Raw genomic sequence first — 15,021 nt, forward strand, 5'->3', positions numbered from 1 at the left:
GCGCACGGTGACGCTTGCGACTGCACCTTTTATGTCTTCCGTATTGATGTCCTCATCCAGGAGGCCTGTTCCATGTCTGCATCCATCGTTCTCATTTGCGGCAACCTGTTCGACGGTCTCGGCGACGCCCTGCAGGGGCCCACCGAAATCCTCATCGAACATGACGCGATTGCCGCCATCGGCCCGTCCGTCGCACGGCCGCGCAATGCCCGGGTGATCGACCTGTCCCATCGCACGATTGCGCCGGGCTTTATCGACACGCACGTTCACCTGTTCCTGGACGGGATGAACCTGAAGCAGCAGATCCTGCAGTCCAGCGCCGGCAAGGCGCTGGCTGGCCTGAGCCTTGCCCGCCAGTACATGCGCCATGGCTTCACCACCCTGCGCGACCTTGGCACGTTCGACGATGACTGGCCGGGGCTGGAGCTGCGCAACGCCATTAACGCGGGCCGTCTGACTGGCCCCCGCCTGTTCGTGGCGCCGCACATGATCAGCGGATCTGGCGGCCATGGCGACATGCAGGGCGCGCTGCCGTGCCGCTGCCATCTGGGGCTGTCGAAAACGGCCGACTCTCCCGCCGAGATCCGCAAGCAGGTGCGTTGCCAGGCCGCGCACGGCGCCGACTGGATCAAGACCATGAACACCGGCGGCTACATGAGCTTTGGCGACGACCCGGCGCGCGTGACGTGGTTCGACGAAGAGATGGAGGCCGCAGCAGCCGCCGCCCATCAGCTGGGCCTGCCGGTTTCCGTGCACACGGGCGCAGCTGAAGGCTGCAAGCAGGCCCTGCGCGCCGGCGCACGCAGCCTGGAACATTGCTATCTCATCGACGACGAAGGCATTGCGCTGGCCGAGGCATCGGGCGCCTTCCTGGTGCCGACCATGCAGATGACGCTGGAAGACAAGGACATGCTGGCGGCCAACACCTTGCCGCCGCAGGCCGTCTGGAAGTTCACGCGCGATCTGCCCGAGATCGAGCGGGCCCAGCTCCGCATGGCCAACAGCCGCGCCCACATCGCGCTGGGCACCGACTGCGGCATGTTTCCGTTCTCACGCGGCATTCTCGAATTCCAGGCCATGGTGGCGGCCGGCCTGTCACCGGCCCGGGCGCTGCGTGCGGGCACCAGCGTGGCCGCCGCCCTGCTGCAGCGCACGGACATCGGCGTACTTGAAGTCGGACGCCAGGCCGACATCGTGGCGATGCCAGGCGACCCGCTGGCCGACATCGCGGCCACCGCCCAGGTGGACTTTGTCATGCGCGGCGGACGCATTTACCGATTTGGCGATCTCGACCTGCCGGGTTGAGGCCCGCCCCCAGCCTGAAAAATCGTCGAAACACCAACCGGAGATCTTCGGAAGCATCCACGGCATGCCGTAATTCCAACGTAGAATTCGACAGCCGGCGCGCAGCACCGGCGCATTGTCTTGACATCTGGATGTACGTCGATCTCCTTACCCTTTACCTTCTGGCAATTGGAACGCTGCTCGCCAGTGCGGGCATGATGTTCTGGGAACACGTGGCCAATCCCCGGCACGGCAAGGCCTTGCGCATTCTGTCGGCGGGATTTGCGACGCTTGCCGTGGGCTGCGTGACGGTACTCTTCCGGCGCGCGGCGCCCGGTATGCTCGGATCGGCACTCGCCAATCTGGTAATGCTGTGCGGCTACCTGCTGATCCTCAACGGCGTTGCTGCGCTCAGTGACCGACGCTACCGCCTCACCATCGGCGTGGTGCTGATCGGCATGGCCGTCGTTTGGGCAGTTGGCGGCGCACGATGGGTAGACGCCATTTGGAACTACGTCAGCGCCTTCCCCATTGCCCTTATCAGCGCCATGACCGCACGGGAAATGCGGCGTTGTGATGCGTTGAAACCGTTCTTCGCGCGTCACATCGTCGTGGCTGTGGCGTGCATCCACGCCCTGCTCTACGCCGGGCGCGCCTTTGTGCTGCCCTGGCTCGTGTCTGCGTACGGGCCTGCCATGCAGGGCATCGCCAGCAAGATCACCATGTACGAGGGTGTCCTGTATTCGGTGATCCTGCCGATGACGATCCTGAAGCTGATCCGCGAAGACAGCCACACCCAGTTGCTGATGGAATCCCAGACCGACTACCTGACCCGCCTGGGCAACCGCCGGTGGTTTTTTGAACAGGGCCAACGCATTCTGGCGGCAGCAGACCTCCGCCGGCCGGTAGCCGTGCTGGCTTTCGACCTCGATCAGTTCAAGGCCATCAACGACCGCTACGGCCACCAGGCCGGCGACGAGGTGCTGAAATCGTTCGCGGAAATCGCCCGGGGCGTGATGGGCCCGCATATCCTTTTCGCCCGCATCGGGGGCGAGGAATTCGCGGCATTGCTATATGGCGCCGACGCGCAGCGCGCTGGCACGCTTGGCGAAACCGTGGCGGCGCAGTTTGCCGAGAATATCGCCGCCCGTATCGGCGGCGTGGGCATCCCGGCGACAGTCAGCATCGGGCTGGCGCACTTCGAGCAGGAAACGCCAGTGCTCAGTGATGCACTTGTCGCTGCTGACCAGGCGTTGTACCGGGCGAAGGCGCTGGGTGGGAATCGTCTGGAAATCGCGCAAACCGAGGAGCGTTCGGCGGCGGTGTGAGGCGGCCGTGGGAGGCCATGTGAGGCGGGGGTCCGGCAGGCGGATACCGGCTGGCATCCGCCCGATCCGAGATCGGAGCCGGCGCATCCAGCCCTGCAAGGCGCCGGATCGCCTAAGCGCCGGGGATTATTCCCACTCGATCGTCGCAGGCGGCTTGCCCGAAACGTCGTACACCACGCGATTCAGCCCGCGCACCTCGTTGATGATGCGGTTCGAGCAGCGGCCCAGCAGCGCGTACGGCAGGTGCGCCCAGTGCGCGGTCATGAAGTCCGTGGTCTGCACGGCGCGCAGCGCCACCACGTAGTCGTACGTGCGGCCATCGCCCATCACGCCAACGGACTTCACCGGCAGGAACACTGCGAATGCCTGGCTGGTCAGGTCGTACCAGCTCTTGCCCACCTGGTGCGGTTCGCACAGGCCGGCGGCGGCATCCTGCTCCGTGGCGATGGTCTTGCGCAGTTCCTCGATGAAGATCGCGTCGGCGCGGCGCAGCAGATCGGCGTAATCGCGCTTCACCTCGCCCAGGATACGCACGCCCAGGCCCGGGCCCGGGAACGGGTGACGGTAGACCATCTCCGACGGCAGGCCCAGCGCCACGCCCAGTTCGCGCACTTCGTCCTTGAACAGGTCGCGCAGCGGTTCCAGCAGCTTCAGGCCCAGCGTCTCGGGCAGGCCTCCAACGTTGTGGTGGCTCTTGATCGTGGTCGCCTTCTTGGTCTTGGTGCCGCCCGATTCCACCACGTCCGGGTAGATCGTGCCCTGCGCCAGCCACTTGGCATTGCTCAGCTTCTTCGCTTCGGCCTGGAAAACCTCCACGAACTCGCGGCCGATGATCTTGCGCTTCTGCTCGGGATCGGTCACGCCGGCCAGGTGTCCCAGGAACTGCTCCGAGGCATCCACGTGGATCACCTTCGCGTGCAGGCGGCCAGCGAACATGTCCATCACCATCTTGCCTTCGTCCAGGCGCAGCAGGCCGTGATCGACGAACACGCAGGTCAGCTGATCGCCGATGGCGCGATGGATCAGCGCAGCAGCCACCGACGAATCGACGCCGCCGGACAGGCCCAGGATGACCTCTTCGTCGCCCACCTGCTCGCGGATCTTGGCCACGGCCTCGGCAATGTGGTCGCCCATCACCCAATCCGGCTTCGCGCCGCAGATCTGCAGCACGAAACGCTCGAGCATCTCGCGACCCTTCGACGTATGCGTGACTTCCGGGTGGAACTGCACGGCGTAGTAGCCGCGTGCCTCGTCGGCCATGCCGGCGATCGGGCAGCTCGGCGTCGATGCCATCAGCTTGAAGCCATCGGGCAGCGCGGTCACCTTGTCGCCGTGGCTCATCCAGACCTTCAGCATGCCGTGGCCTTCCGGCGTGCTGAAATCCTCGATGTCCTTGAGCAGGTTCGTGTGGCCATGGGCGCGGACTTCCGCGTAGCCAAACTCGCGCGAATCGCTCCATTCGACCTTGCCGCCCAGCTGCACGGCCATGGTCTGCATGCCGTAGCAGATGCCCAGCACCGGCACGCCAAGATCCCACACGGCCTGCGGTGCGCGCAGCTGGTGGTCTTCGTACGTGCTGGCGTGGCTGCCCGACAGGATCACGCCCTTCGGCGCGAACTCGCGGACGAATTCATCGGTCACGTCGTTCGGATGGATTTCGCAGTAGACGTGCGCTTCGCGAACGCGGCGGGCGATCAGCTGCGTGACTTGCGAACCGAAATCAAGAATGAGGATTTTGTCGTGCATGATTGGCAGTGGGCAGTGCGTCCGGATCGGGTTCGGTCATGACTTCGGTGCCCGGACCATAGCCGGGCGGTGGCGTGATGACCGGCTCGCGCCGGTATTCGGGGGATGCGGGGGACGTCGCCGGGCGCGCCGGGCGGCCAACGCCGCTGTCGGCGACATCGGTCACGTCAGTGACGTCGGTCGGATATGGAACGCCGGCGGCACGCGCGTCACGGTCGGCCTTGGCCTGGTCGGCCAGCGCGCGTTCGCGCAGCCGCACCTTCTTGGCCGAAGGGATCTGCACGATGGCGAAGAACAGCAGCATGGCCGCCATCGTCAGCAGCCAGACCTTGCCGGCCGGCTGGACGGGCATGTCCAGGAACAGCGTCCAGGCGGCCACCAGTATCGCGCTGGCCAGGTTGATCAACCCGGCGACGCGCGCCACGGGCACCGTCATATGTCCATTGAATGTGGCCGTGAACAGCAGCCATGACATGCCGAGCGTGGCCACGCCCAGCAGCTGCCCGAACAGGGCCGGCTCCGGCACCGGCAGTTGCAGCGCGGCGTACAGCGTGGTGAACGGCGACATCAGCAGCAGCAGGCCAAGCAGCAAGTCGAGCAGCGCATCGAAAAACAGCACGGCTCGCAGCAATACCTTCATGGTCGCTCCTTATTGCGGCGCGGCCGCGCAGGCCCCGTCAACCTCGACAGAACCGGCGCGGCCGTGGTGCCCGTCAGGGCAGGCCAGATCGACATCAATCGATATGGTAGTTCGGCGCTTCCTTGGTGATCTGCACGTCGTGGACATGCGATTCGCGCATGCCCGCCGCCGTGATCTGCACGAACTCGGCCGATTCGTGCCACTGCGGAATCGAGCTGGCGCCGCAGTAACCCATCGACGCGCGGATACCGCCCGTCAGCTGGTGGATGATTGCCTGCACCGGCCCCTTGTACGCCACGCGGCCTTCGATACCTTCCGGCACCAGCTTGTCGACGTTGGCGGTGTTGTCTTCCTGGAAGTAGCGGTCAGCCGCGCCGTCCTTCATCGCACCGACCGAACCCATGCCACGGTAGCTCTTGAACGAGCGGCCCTGGAACAGGAACACCTCGCCCGGGGCTTCCTCGGTACCGGAGAACATGCCGCCCATCATCACGGTGTGGGCACCGGCCGCCAGGGCCTTGGCCACGTCGCCCGAATAGCGCACGCCGCCATCGGCGATCAGCGGCACGCCCGTGCCCTTGAGCGCCTCGGCCACGTTCGACACGGCCGTGATCTGCGGCACACCCACGCCGGCCACGATACGCGTCGTGCAGATCGAACCCGGGCCGATACCGACCTTGACGCCATCGGCGCCATGCTCGACCAGCGCCAGCGCAGCAGCGCCGGTGGCGATATTGCCACCCACCACCTGCACCTGCGGGAAGTTCTGCTTGACCCAGCGCACGCGGTCCAGCACGCCCTGGCTGTGGCCGTGCGCGGTATCGACAACGATCACGTCGACGCCGGCCTTGACCAGCAGCTCCACGCGTTCATCGTTGTCCGGGCCCACGCCCACCGCGGCGCCTACGCGCAGCTGGCCGTGTGCATCCTTGCTGGCCAGCGGATTGTCCACGGCCTTCTGGATGTCCTTTACCGTGATCAAGCCGCGCAGCTCGAACGCCGCGTTCACCACCAGCACGCGCTCAAGGCGGTGGCGGTTCATCAGGCGCTTGGCTTCTTCCAGCGGCGCGCCTTCGGCCACCGTCACGAGCTTCTCGCGCGGGGTCATCTTGGCACGCACAGGGGCGTCCAGTTCTTCTTCGAAACGCAGGTCGCGGTTTGTGATGATGCCGACGACGGTCTTGCCCTCGAGCACCGGGAAACCCGAAATGCCGTGCTGTTGCGACAGCGCAATCACATCGCGAACCTTCATGTCCGGCGAAATGGTGATCGGATCACGCAGCACACCCGATTCGTAGCGCTTCACGCGCGCCACTTCACGGGCCTGGTCGGCGGGCTTCAGGTTCTTGTGAACGATACCGATACCGCCGGCCTGCGCCATGGCAATGGCCAGGCGCGCTTCCGTCACCGTATCCATGGCGGCGGACAGCAGCGGAATATTAAGTTCGATCGAACGGGTCAGTCGGGTGCGGAGGGAAACATCCCGGGGCAGGACGGCCGAATAGGCCGGGACGAGCAGCACGTCATCGAATGTGAGTGCTTTCTGGACAAGACGCATAGCGAATCCTCTAGGCGCAAAAGCAGATTATACAGGAATGCAGGATTTGCTGATGCGTTGTTGCAAGCCGTTTGCTATTCTCGGCCACCTTTTTCAAGCAAGGCATCGGGAGACCATGGGAATCGGCGTACTTTGCGGGCTGCTGGCGGGCGCGTTCTGGGGAATGGTATTCATCGCGCCCAAGCTGCTGCCGGCATTTTCCCCCTGGGAACTGGCAATCGGCCGCTACCTGGCGTACGGCCTGGTGGCCCTGGTCGCCGCCCTGCCGCTGATGCGCCGCATCGCCCGCAAGCTCACACGCGCGGACTGCGTGGCCCTGTTGCGGCAGGCCTTTACGGGCAACCTGCTTTACTACGTACTGCTGGCGTTCGGCGTGCAGCTGGCCGGCGTGGGGCCCACGTCGCTGATCATCGGCATCCTGCCGATCTCGGTCACGCTGATGGGCCGGCGCGATCATGGCGCCGTGCCGCTGCGCCGCCTGACGCTGCCACTGCTAGTGGTGGCGGCCGGCATCGCCTGCATCAACGTCGACCTGTTTGCCGGCGGCGGTGGCGGCGCGCACGGCGCGGCCGTGGCGGACGCAACGATCCGCCCCGTGTGGCAGAAAATTGCCGGTGTGCTGTGTGCGTCCGGGGCGCTGGTCTGCTGGACGCTCTACGCCGTGGACAACGCGCGCTACTTGCAGCGGCACCCGCACTTCAGCGGCAACGAGTGGTCGGCGCTCTACGGGCTGTCCACCGGACTGGTGTCGCTGATCCTGGCGATCGCCGGGTGGCTCGCGTTCGGCGACACGCTGACGGCTCCCGGCAGCGCCCGGGACTGGCAGTGGTTCTGGACCGTCAATGCGGCCGTGGCGCTGGGAGCGTCGCTTATTGGCAACAATCTCTGGAACGTCTCCAGCCGCCGGTTGCCGCTCACGCTGTCTGGTCAGATGATCGTCTTCGAGACGCTGTTCGCGCTGGCATACGGGTTCGTGTTCGATCACCGCTGGCCGCGGCCGCTGGAAATCGCCGCAATTGTGTTGCTGATGGCCGGCGTAGCCTGGTCCGTCCGCTTGCATGCGACGGACAAGTCTCAGTAGACTAGCGGCCAATGCTGCGTGGGTCACACAAAAGTCAACCCCACTGGCGACTGATGCTCACATAACCGCTCGACCCGCTCACGATTTCGCCATGAAACGATCGTCCGCGCTGTACCTGCTGATTGCCGCAAGCCTGGCCATTCCCGGCACCGCCCTGTCCCAGTGGCAATGGAAGGACGCCAATGGCCGCACGGTCTACAGCGATGTTCCGCCGCCGCCATCGGTGCCCGAACGGGCCATCCTGGCCGCGCCGGGCCGCGCAGCCGGTGCCTATCGCCCGCTGGAAACGGAAACCGCCCAGGCAGATGGAAAGCCAGCGCCGTCAGGTAGCCCGCGCATGCAGCCGGTCATCGCCAAGGGCAAGGCCGACAAGCCGCTCGATGCCGACGAAGCCTTCCGTGAGCGTCGCGACGCCCGGATCAAGGCGGATCTGGAAGCTGCCACCAAGGAACGCGCCCAGTTGGCGCGCGACGAACGGTGCCAGCAGCTGCGGAACTACGCCACCGGCCTGAGCGCCGGCGTGCGGGTGTCCCGGTCAGGTGCCGATGGCGCCCCCGTGCGCCTCAATGACGACGAACGCACGGCCGAACTGGCGCGCACCAACGATTCGATCAATCAGCAGTGCAGCAGCTGACAGGCTGATGCCTTGAAGGCAGGGGCCAGGGCTCAAGCGCCCTGCCCGCCCCCGCCGCGCAGCCATTTCTGGCCCTCGCGCATCCCGGATGCCCGGGTTTTCTGCACGCGTTTGCGCCGGGCGGTCTTCGGATCCGCCGTCAGGGCCCGGTAGATCTCCACCCGATCGCCTTGTCGCACCACGGTATCCAGCGTTTTCAGCTTGCCGTAGATCCCCACGCGCATCGTCGTGGGATCCACTTCCCGGTGCGCCTCGATCAGCCCGCTGGATTGAATCGCGCCAACGATGGTGGTGCCTTCCGGGACGACAACTTCCTTCAGGAATACCGCGTCCGGACGGGCATAGCAGACCGAAACACGCACGGTGGCCGATGCTTCAGCCTTGCTTGGCATAGACCACCTCGGCCCGTTTGACAAAGGCATCCACAAACGTATTGGCGATCACGCTGAACGCCGGACCGATGATTTTTTCGAGAATGACGCTCGAAAATTCGTAATGGAGGTGGAATTCGATCTTGCAGGCATCGGCACGCAGCGGCGTGAACCGCCAGGATCCGTTGAAGGTCTTGAAAGGACCGTCCGCGAACGTCATATCGATACGAGTTGGACGCTCCTGGGTATTGCGCGTGTGGAAATACTGCTTGATGCCGCTGAAATGAATATGGATCTTGGCATCGAGCAGCGTGTCGGTTTGCTCGAAGACCTCCACGCCGCCGCACCATGGCAGGAACTTGGGATAGTCCTCCACGCGCGTGACCAGGTCGTACATCTGTTCGGCCGAAAAGCCGAGCAGGACGGATTTATGGACGTCTGCCATGTATGCGGATTGCGGGCACCTCGGGACTGGGCCGGGCCGGAGCGGTTTGCTAAAATCAGGATTTTAGCCGACAGCCGCGAACACGGCACGCCCTGGCGCGCTCGGCCGCAGTCATGTTGCTGCGCACCCTCACCGCCGCCGCCCTGCCAGGCCGCGCCGGTCAAATTTAGGAAACCACCTCCCGCATGACGATCGCTGACAACAAGAAGGCCTTTTTCGACTACTTCATCGAAGAACGCTATGAAGCCGGGATCGTGCTGGAAGGCTGGGAAGTCAAGGCGATCCGGGCGAACCGCGTGCAGATCAAGGAAGGTTATGTTGTGGTGCGCAACGCCGAGATGTTCCTGATTGGCGCCCACATCAGCCCGTTGCAAAGTGCCTCCACCCACGTCACTCCCGATCCGGTACGGACTCGGAAGCTGCTGCTCAAGGCCGACGAGATCAGGAAGCTGATCGGCAAGGTGGAGCAGCGCGGCTATACGCTGGTGCCGCTGAACCTGCACTACACGCGCGGCCGCATCAAGTGCGAAATCGGCCTGGGCAAGGGCAAGAAGCAGTTCGACAAGCGGGAGACCGAAAAGAACCGCGACTGGCAGCGCGAGAAGGCTCGTCTGATGAAAAGCGAGAAGGAATAAAGAACGGAGGCCTCGGCCTCCGTTTTCGTTTCCAGCGATAGCGGCAGGCGTCAGAGCACCTTCTCGACTTTCTGCCCCTTCACAATCTGCAGTGCCGACGCAATCATCGAACTCATCTCGCCGAGATTGCCCGGCACGATCAGCGTATTGCCCTGCTTGGCCAGGTTGCCGAAGGCAGCCACATATTCCTCGGCCACCTTCAGGTTGACCGCCTCCGCACCGCCTTCTCCGCGAATGGCGTGGCCGATTTTCTCGATTGCCTGCGCATTGGCTTCCGCCACAGCCAGAATCGCTGCGGCCTCACCCTGCGCCTTGTTGATGGCCGCCTGCCTTTCACCTTCGGACTTCTGGATGGCTGCTTCACGCGCGCCCGAGGCCAGGTTGATCTGCTCCTGGCGCTTGCCCTCGGATGCCGCGATCAGCGCCCGCTTCTCGCGCTCCGCCGTGATCTGGGCCTGCATCGCATGCAGGATTTCCTTCGGCGGCGTCAGGTCCTTGATCTCGTAGCGCAGCACCTTCACCCCCCAATTGGCGGCCGCCTCGTCGAGGGCGTTGACCACGCTGTGATTGATGAACTCGCGCTCCTCGAAGGTCTTGTCCAGTTCGAGCTTGCCGATGACCGACCGCAGCGTGGTCTGCGACAACTGCGTGATAGCCACCACGAAATTGCTCGATCCGTACGACGCCTTCATCGGGTCCGTCACCTGGAAGTACAGCACGCCATCGACCTGCAACTGCGTGTTGTCCTTGGTGATACAAACCTGGCTCGGCACGTCGAGCGGGATTTCCTTGAGGATGTGCTTGTAGGCCACGCGGTCGATAAACGGCACGACAATGGACAGGCCCGGCGTGAGCGTCGCGTGGTAGCGCCCCAGCCGCTCCAGCACCCAGGCGTGCTGCTGCGGCACGATCTTGATGGACTTCGCAATCAGAACGATGGCGGCAATGAGCAGAATCAGCGGAAACAGACCGAGCTGATAAGCAAGCATGTACGACTCCCGTCAAAGAGAAAAAACTGCAAGGCAGAGGCAAGCGCCAGGCTAGCGCGGCGACACGATCAGCGTGGCACCGCGAACTTCGATAATTCTGTAGCGCCCCGGGGAGGGATCGGTCCCGGGAGCCAGTTCCACGGTCCAGTCGGCGCCGCGATATGGCACGCGGGCGCGACGGAAGGCATCCCAGGCGGACACTTCGACTTCCTGTCCGATATCGAGGTTCACGTCGGGGTTGGTCGCGGCATCGCTACGCCGCAGCCTGCCGAAGCGTGTGCGCCGCATCGCCACGATGGCCACGATGGCGACCAGCGCCGCGGTAACCGTCTGCACGGGCACGTCGGCACCGAGCAGCGCGGCAATGCCGCCGGCGGTCACGCCGCAGGCGACCATCAACAGATAAAACGTGCCGGTGGCCATTTCAGCGATCAGCAGCACCACGGACGCGGCAAACCAAAAGTAGTACGACGTCATCCCGTTCCTTTCCAGCCAGCCAAACTCCGGCCCGAAAAAACAAAACCCCCGCCAAACGCCTGCGGCGTCTGCGGGGGCAGTTGGAACACCTGACCGCAGGGCCGGTGCCACACGGCGCGCCGGCCCATCAGGCCGGACGCCGCTCGTTCGGGTACGTCGATATTGTGACGCGAAATGCCTTAAGAAGCCAGTTGTTGCCAGGTTTCCACGACCGAATCAGGATTCAGCGAGATCGACTTGATGCCTTCCTTGGCCAGCCAGGCTGCAAAATCCGGATGGTCAGACGGGCCCTGCCCGCAAATACCGACGTACTTGTCCAGGCGCAGCGCCGTGGAAATGGCGCGCTGCAGCATGAAACGCACGGCCGGATCGCGCTCGTCGAAGTCCTTGGCCAGCAGTTCCATGCCCGAATCGCGGTCCAGGCCCAGCGTCAGCTGTGTCAGGTCGTTCGAGCCAATCGAGAATCCGTCGAAGAACTGCAGGAACTCTTCGGCAAGAATCGCGTTCGACGGCACCTCGCACATCATGATGATGCGCAGACCATTTTCGCCGCGCTTCAGGCCGTGCTTGGCCAGCAGTTCGATCACGCGCTCGGCCTGGCCCAGCGTCCGCACGAACGGCACCATGATCTCGACGTTGGTCAGGCCCATCTCGTCGCGCACTCGCTTCATGGCCTTGCATTCCATCTCGAACGCTTCGGCGAAGTCATCGGCGATGTAGCGCGAAGCGCCACGGAAGCCCAGCATCGGGTTTTCCTCGTCCGGCTCGTAGCGCGAACCACCGATCAGCTTCTTGTACTCGTTCGACTTGAAGTCCGACAGGCGCACGATCACAGGCTTCGGATAGAACGCGGCACCGATCGTGGCCATGCCTTCGGCCAGCTTGTCGACGTAGAACGCACGCGGGCTGGCGTGGCCACGGGCGACCGATTCCACGGCCTTCTTCAGGTCGGCATCGACCTGCGGATAGTCGAGAATTGCCTTCGGGTGAACGCCGATGTTGTTGTTGATGATGAATTCCAGGCGAGCCAGGCCAACACCGTGGTTCGGGATCTGCGCAAAATCGAACGCGAGCTGCGGATTGCCGACGTTCATCATGATCTTGGTCTCGATCTCCGGCATTTCGCCGCGCATGACCTCGGTGACCTCGGTTTCGAGCAGACCGTCGTAGATACGGCCTTCGTCGCCCTCGGCACACGACACCGTCACCAGCGTCCCATCCTTCAGCACGTCGGTGGCATCGCCGCAACCAACCACGGCCGGCACACCCAGTTCACGCGCGATGATCGCGGCGTGGCAGGTACGGCCGCCACGGTTCGTGACGATGGCCGCGGCACGCTTCATCACCGGCTCCCAGTTCGGGTCGGTCATGTCGGCCACCAGCACGTCGCCAGGCTGCACACGTTCCATCTCGGACGGATCGTTGATCACGCGGACCGGACCCGTGCCGATCTTCTGGCCGATTGCACGGCCGCTGGTCAGCACCGCAGACGTGCCCTTCAGCTTGAACCGCTGTTCGGCCTTGCCAGCCGACTGGCTCTTCACGGTCTCCGGACGCGCCTGGAGGATATAGATCTTGCCGTCCTTGCCGTCCTTGCCCCATTCGATGTCCATCGGGCGGCCATAATGCTTCTCGATGATCATCGCGTAGCGGGCCAGCTCGTTCACATCGTCATCGCTGATCGAATAACGGTTACGCAGCTCTGGCGGCACGTCCACGGTCTTCACGCGGCCGGCTTCGCCCGGCTTCGTGAATTCCATCTTGATCAGCTTCGAGCCGATCGAACGGCGGATGATGGGGTACTTGCCAGCCTGCAGCGTCGGCTTGAAGACGTAGAACTCGTCCGGGTTCACGGCGCCCTGCACCACCGTTTCGCCCAGGCCGTAGCTCGACGTGATAAACACCACGTCCGGGAAGCCCGACTCGGTATCGATCGTGAACATCACGCCCGAAGCAGCCAGGTCCGAACGAACCATGCGCTGGACGCCGGCCGACAAGGCCACCACGTCGTGGGCAAAGCCCTTGTGCACGCGGTAGGAAATGGCGCGGTCGTTGTACAGCGACGCGAACACGTGCTTGATCTTGTCGAGCACGTCGTCGATGCCGCTGACGTTGAGGTACGACTCCTGCTGGCCTGCGAACGAAGCGTCGGGCAGGTCTTCGGCGGTGGCCGACGAGCGCACGGCAAACGATGCCTCGGCGCCTTCGCGCGCCGACACGCGTGCATAGTGCTCGCGGATCTCCGCCTCGAGACGCGGCTGGAACGGCGCCGAGGCCACCCAGTTGCGGATCTCGGCACCGGCTTCGGCCAGAGCCTTCACGTCGTCGACGTCAAGCGTCTTCAGGCGTTCCGAAATGCGGGCCGTCAGGTTGTTGTGTTCGAGGAAGTCGCGGAATGCCAGCGCGGTGGTGGCAAAACCGCCGGGAACGCGCACACCGGCACCGGCCAGTTGCGAGATCATCTCGCCCAGCGACGAATTCTTGCCGCCGACGGTCTCCACGTCCTGCATGCGCAGTTCTTCGAACGGCAGCACGTAGGCGCCGTTATCTACCTGGTTGGTCATAAAAGCCTCAAAACAAAGTAAGAAATCTTTTGCACCGACCGGTATGTTGTTGGAGTTCTGGCCCCGGCGGATCGCTTGGCTGAGCAATTCCGTGTGACATCGGACGCTTCCGATGTTGCAATGCACATTGTCGACAATCCAGCCCCAAATCGTTGCCTGGCCGGGATTGGCGGAATTGCTTAGCCAAAAGATCGCCGCTATTCTACCGTGCCGCACCGCACTTTCGCTCAGCGGCTGTTCCAAAATAATTGTCCAGACATGTCCTTGCCCGAAGCGCCTGACGCGTCGCAACCTGCGCCAGCCCTGACTTCCCAGCCTTCTTCTTCCGCGCCCGGCGCCCAGCCTGCGGCTGCGACGGAACCTGTGGATCGCCCTGCCGTGCGTACGGTTTTCATTGTGTCGGATGGCACAGGCATCACCGCCGAGACGTTCAGCCACTCGATTCTGGCCCAGTTCGAGATGCGCTTCCGCAAGGTGCGCATGCCGTTCGTGGACACGCCCGAGAAGGCGCATGTGGCCGTCAGCAAGATCAATGAGGCGTTCTATAACGAGGGCGTCCCGCCCATCGTCTTCACCACGCTGGTCAACGCCGAGTCGAACAAGGCGATGCGCCGCGCCAAGGGCATGATCCTGGACATGTTCCAGACGTTCATCGAACCGCTCGAAAAAGAACTGGGACTGAAGTCCACGCATGCGATCGGCCGGTTTCACCAGAACGCCGATACCGAGGCGTACAAGAACCGGATCGAGGCCATCAACTTCTCGCTGGCACATGATGACGGTCAGTCACACAAAAACCTCGAGGACGCCGATGTGATCCTCGTTGGCGTGTCGCGCAGCGGCAAGACGCCAACCAGTCTGTATCTGGCCATGCAGTACGGCCTCAAGGCGGCGAACTATCCGCTGATCCCCGACGATTTCGAGCGTGGACGTCTGCCTTCGGCGCTCTACGCATTCAAGTCCAAGATCTTCGGGCTGTCGATCGACCCTCAGCGCCTGACCGAGATCCGCAACGAGCGCCGGCCCGGCAGCAAGTACGCGGCGGTGGAGAACTGTCGCTACGAGGTTAACGAGGCCGAGGCGATGATGCGCCGCGAAGGGATCAAGTGGCTGTCGTCGACCCACAAGTCGATCGAGGAAATCGCGACGACGATCCTGCAGGAAATCAAGGTCGATCGCGATAACTATTGAAGCGCGCGATTTTTGAGAATCGTCTTCTTGTCGGGTGATGGCTGGAGGTGAAAGATGACGTCATCGAACGTTTTCTTT

Annotated in this window: 14 protein-coding genes; 6 read left to right on the forward strand and 8 right to left on the reverse strand. The window is 63.7% G+C overall.

Translation table 11 applies throughout. The annotated features are described in order from the left end of the window. Nucleotides 1-72: 72 nt before the first annotated feature. Together BLQ58_RS16085 and BLQ58_RS16090 are read left to right on the forward strand one after the other, a co-directional pair. On the forward strand, nt 73-1,305 hold the full coding sequence (locus BLQ58_RS16085) for an amidohydrolase family protein (RefSeq protein WP_092599966.1): 1,233 nt from the start codon (nt 73-75) through the stop codon (nt 1,303-1,305). Between the two features lie 131 nt (nt 1,306-1,436). Beyond that, nucleotides 1,437-2,612, forward strand: a complete 1,176-nt coding sequence (locus BLQ58_RS16090) for a GGDEF domain-containing protein (protein WP_092599969.1) — start codon at nt 1,437-1,439, stop codon at nt 2,610-2,612. Nucleotides 2,613-2,738: 126 nt separating this feature from the next. Here the strand turns inward: BLQ58_RS16090 and guaA are convergent, their stop codons facing one another. From guaA to guaB, 3 genes are all read right to left on the reverse strand, one after another. After that, entirely contained in the window at nt 2,739-4,358 is a 1,620-nt protein-coding gene (guaA, locus tag BLQ58_RS16095) for a glutamine-hydrolyzing GMP synthase (RefSeq protein WP_092599972.1), read from the reverse strand. Beyond that, nucleotides 4,333-4,998, reverse strand: coding sequence for a hypothetical protein (locus tag BLQ58_RS16100; protein WP_092599975.1), 666 nt, complete (start codon nt 4,996-4,998; stop codon nt 4,333-4,335). The genes guaA and BLQ58_RS16100 overlap by 26 nt, the downstream gene beginning before the upstream one ends. A gap of 94 nt (nt 4,999-5,092) precedes the next feature. Next, entirely contained in the window at nt 5,093-6,556 is a 1,464-nt protein-coding gene (guaB, locus tag BLQ58_RS16105) for an IMP dehydrogenase (protein ID WP_092599978.1), read from the reverse strand. Nucleotides 6,557-6,671: 115 nt separating this feature from the next. On the opposite strand from guaB, the gene BLQ58_RS16110 reads away from it, so the two are divergent. Further along, a complete protein-coding gene (locus tag BLQ58_RS16110) occupies nt 6,672-7,637 on the forward strand; it encodes a DMT family transporter (protein ID WP_092599981.1) in 966 nt (321 codons plus the stop codon). A gap of 91 nt (nt 7,638-7,728) precedes the next feature. Continuing rightward, a complete protein-coding gene (locus BLQ58_RS16115) occupies nt 7,729-8,271 on the forward strand; it encodes a DUF4124 domain-containing protein (RefSeq protein WP_092599984.1) in 543 nt (180 codons plus the stop codon). 32 nt (nt 8,272-8,303) lie between these two features. Here the strand turns inward: BLQ58_RS16115 and BLQ58_RS16120 are convergent, their stop codons facing one another. Both BLQ58_RS16120 and BLQ58_RS16125 read right to left on the reverse strand, forming a co-directional pair. Continuing rightward, nucleotides 8,304-8,663: an RnfH family protein gene (locus tag BLQ58_RS16120; RefSeq protein ID WP_092599987.1), complete on the reverse strand. Its 360-nt coding sequence runs from the start codon at nt 8,661-8,663 to the stop codon at nt 8,304-8,306. Then, on the reverse strand, nt 8,647-9,087 hold the full coding sequence (locus BLQ58_RS16125) for a type II toxin-antitoxin system RatA family toxin (RefSeq protein ID WP_066735285.1): 441 nt from the start codon (nt 9,085-9,087) through the stop codon (nt 8,647-8,649). The genes BLQ58_RS16120 and BLQ58_RS16125 overlap by 17 nt, the downstream gene beginning before the upstream one ends. Nucleotides 9,088-9,272: 185 nt before the next feature. Here BLQ58_RS16125 and smpB point away from each other — a divergent pair, with 185 nt between their 5' ends. Then, nucleotides 9,273-9,722 carry an SsrA-binding protein SmpB gene (gene smpB / locus BLQ58_RS16130; protein ID WP_092599990.1) on the forward strand — a complete coding sequence of 150 codons (450 nt, stop codon included), beginning with the start codon at nt 9,273-9,275 and terminating at the stop codon, nt 9,720-9,722. A 50-nt stretch (nt 9,723-9,772) separates the two neighbouring features. Here smpB and BLQ58_RS16135 read toward each other — a convergent pair whose 3' ends face one another. From BLQ58_RS16135 to ppsA, 3 genes are all read right to left on the reverse strand, one after another. Then, a complete protein-coding gene (locus tag BLQ58_RS16135) occupies nt 9,773-10,711 on the reverse strand; it encodes an SPFH domain-containing protein (protein ID WP_092599993.1) in 939 nt (312 codons plus the stop codon). 51 nt (nt 10,712-10,762) lie between these two features. Continuing rightward, nucleotides 10,763-11,188: an NfeD family protein gene (locus tag BLQ58_RS16140; protein ID WP_092599996.1), complete on the reverse strand. Its 426-nt coding sequence runs from the start codon at nt 11,186-11,188 to the stop codon at nt 10,763-10,765. Nucleotides 11,189-11,367: 179 nt separating this feature from the next. Beyond that, nucleotides 11,368-13,752, reverse strand: coding sequence for a phosphoenolpyruvate synthase (ppsA, locus tag BLQ58_RS16145; protein ID WP_092599999.1), 2,385 nt, complete (start codon nt 13,750-13,752; stop codon nt 11,368-11,370). Nucleotides 13,753-14,130: 378 nt separating this feature from the next. Here ppsA and BLQ58_RS16150 point away from each other — a divergent pair, with 378 nt between their 5' ends. Then, the gene (locus tag BLQ58_RS16150; protein ID WP_092600258.1) at nt 14,131-14,943 is read left to right on the forward strand and encodes a posphoenolpyruvate synthetase regulatory kinase/phosphorylase PpsR; all 813 of its coding nucleotides are present in this window, start codon (nt 14,131-14,133) and stop codon (nt 14,941-14,943) included. The last annotated feature ends 78 nt before the right edge of the window (nt 14,944-15,021 follow it).

The sequence above is a fragment of the Ralstonia sp. 25mfcol4.1 genome (assembly GCF_900104095.1).
GTDB lineage: Bacteria > Pseudomonadota > Gammaproteobacteria > Burkholderiales > Burkholderiaceae > Cupriavidus.

Bases quoted from the DNA above. Each gene is read 5' to 3' on its own strand.
- ppsA (WP_092599999.1), bottom strand. From the start codon at position 13,752: ATGACCAACCAGGTAGATAACGGCGCCTACGTGCTGCCGTTCGAAGAA.
- BLQ58_RS16085 (WP_092599966.1), top strand. From the start codon at position 73: ATGTCTGCATCCATCGTTCTCATTTGCGGCAACCTGTTCGACGGTCTC.
- BLQ58_RS16090 (WP_092599969.1), top strand. From the start codon at position 1,437: ATGTACGTCGATCTCCTTACCCTTTACCTTCTGGCAATTGGAACGCTG.
- BLQ58_RS16115 (WP_092599984.1), top strand. From the start codon at position 7,729: ATGAAACGATCGTCCGCGCTGTACCTGCTGATTGCCGCAAGCCTGGCC.
- BLQ58_RS16140 (WP_092599996.1), bottom strand. From the start codon at position 11,188: ATGACGTCGTACTACTTTTGGTTTGCCGCGTCCGTGGTGCTGCTGATC.
- BLQ58_RS16100 (WP_092599975.1), bottom strand. From the start codon at position 4,998: ATGAAGGTATTGCTGCGAGCCGTGCTGTTTTTCGATGCGCTGCTCGAC.
- smpB (WP_092599990.1), top strand. From the start codon at position 9,273: ATGACGATCGCTGACAACAAGAAGGCCTTTTTCGACTACTTCATCGAA.
- BLQ58_RS16125 (WP_066735285.1), bottom strand. From the start codon at position 9,087: ATGGCAGACGTCCATAAATCCGTCCTGCTCGGCTTTTCGGCCGAACAG.
- BLQ58_RS16120 (WP_092599987.1), bottom strand. From the start codon at position 8,663: ATGCCAAGCAAGGCTGAAGCATCGGCCACCGTGCGTGTTTCGGTCTGC.
- guaB (WP_092599978.1), bottom strand. From the start codon at position 6,556: ATGCGTCTTGTCCAGAAAGCACTCACATTCGATGACGTGCTGCTCGTC.
- BLQ58_RS16135 (WP_092599993.1), bottom strand. From the start codon at position 10,711: ATGCTTGCTTATCAGCTCGGTCTGTTTCCGCTGATTCTGCTCATTGCC.
- BLQ58_RS16110 (WP_092599981.1), top strand. From the start codon at position 6,672: ATGGGAATCGGCGTACTTTGCGGGCTGCTGGCGGGCGCGTTCTGGGGA.
- guaA (WP_092599972.1), bottom strand. From the start codon at position 4,358: ATGCACGACAAAATCCTCATTCTTGATTTCGGTTCGCAAGTCACGCAG.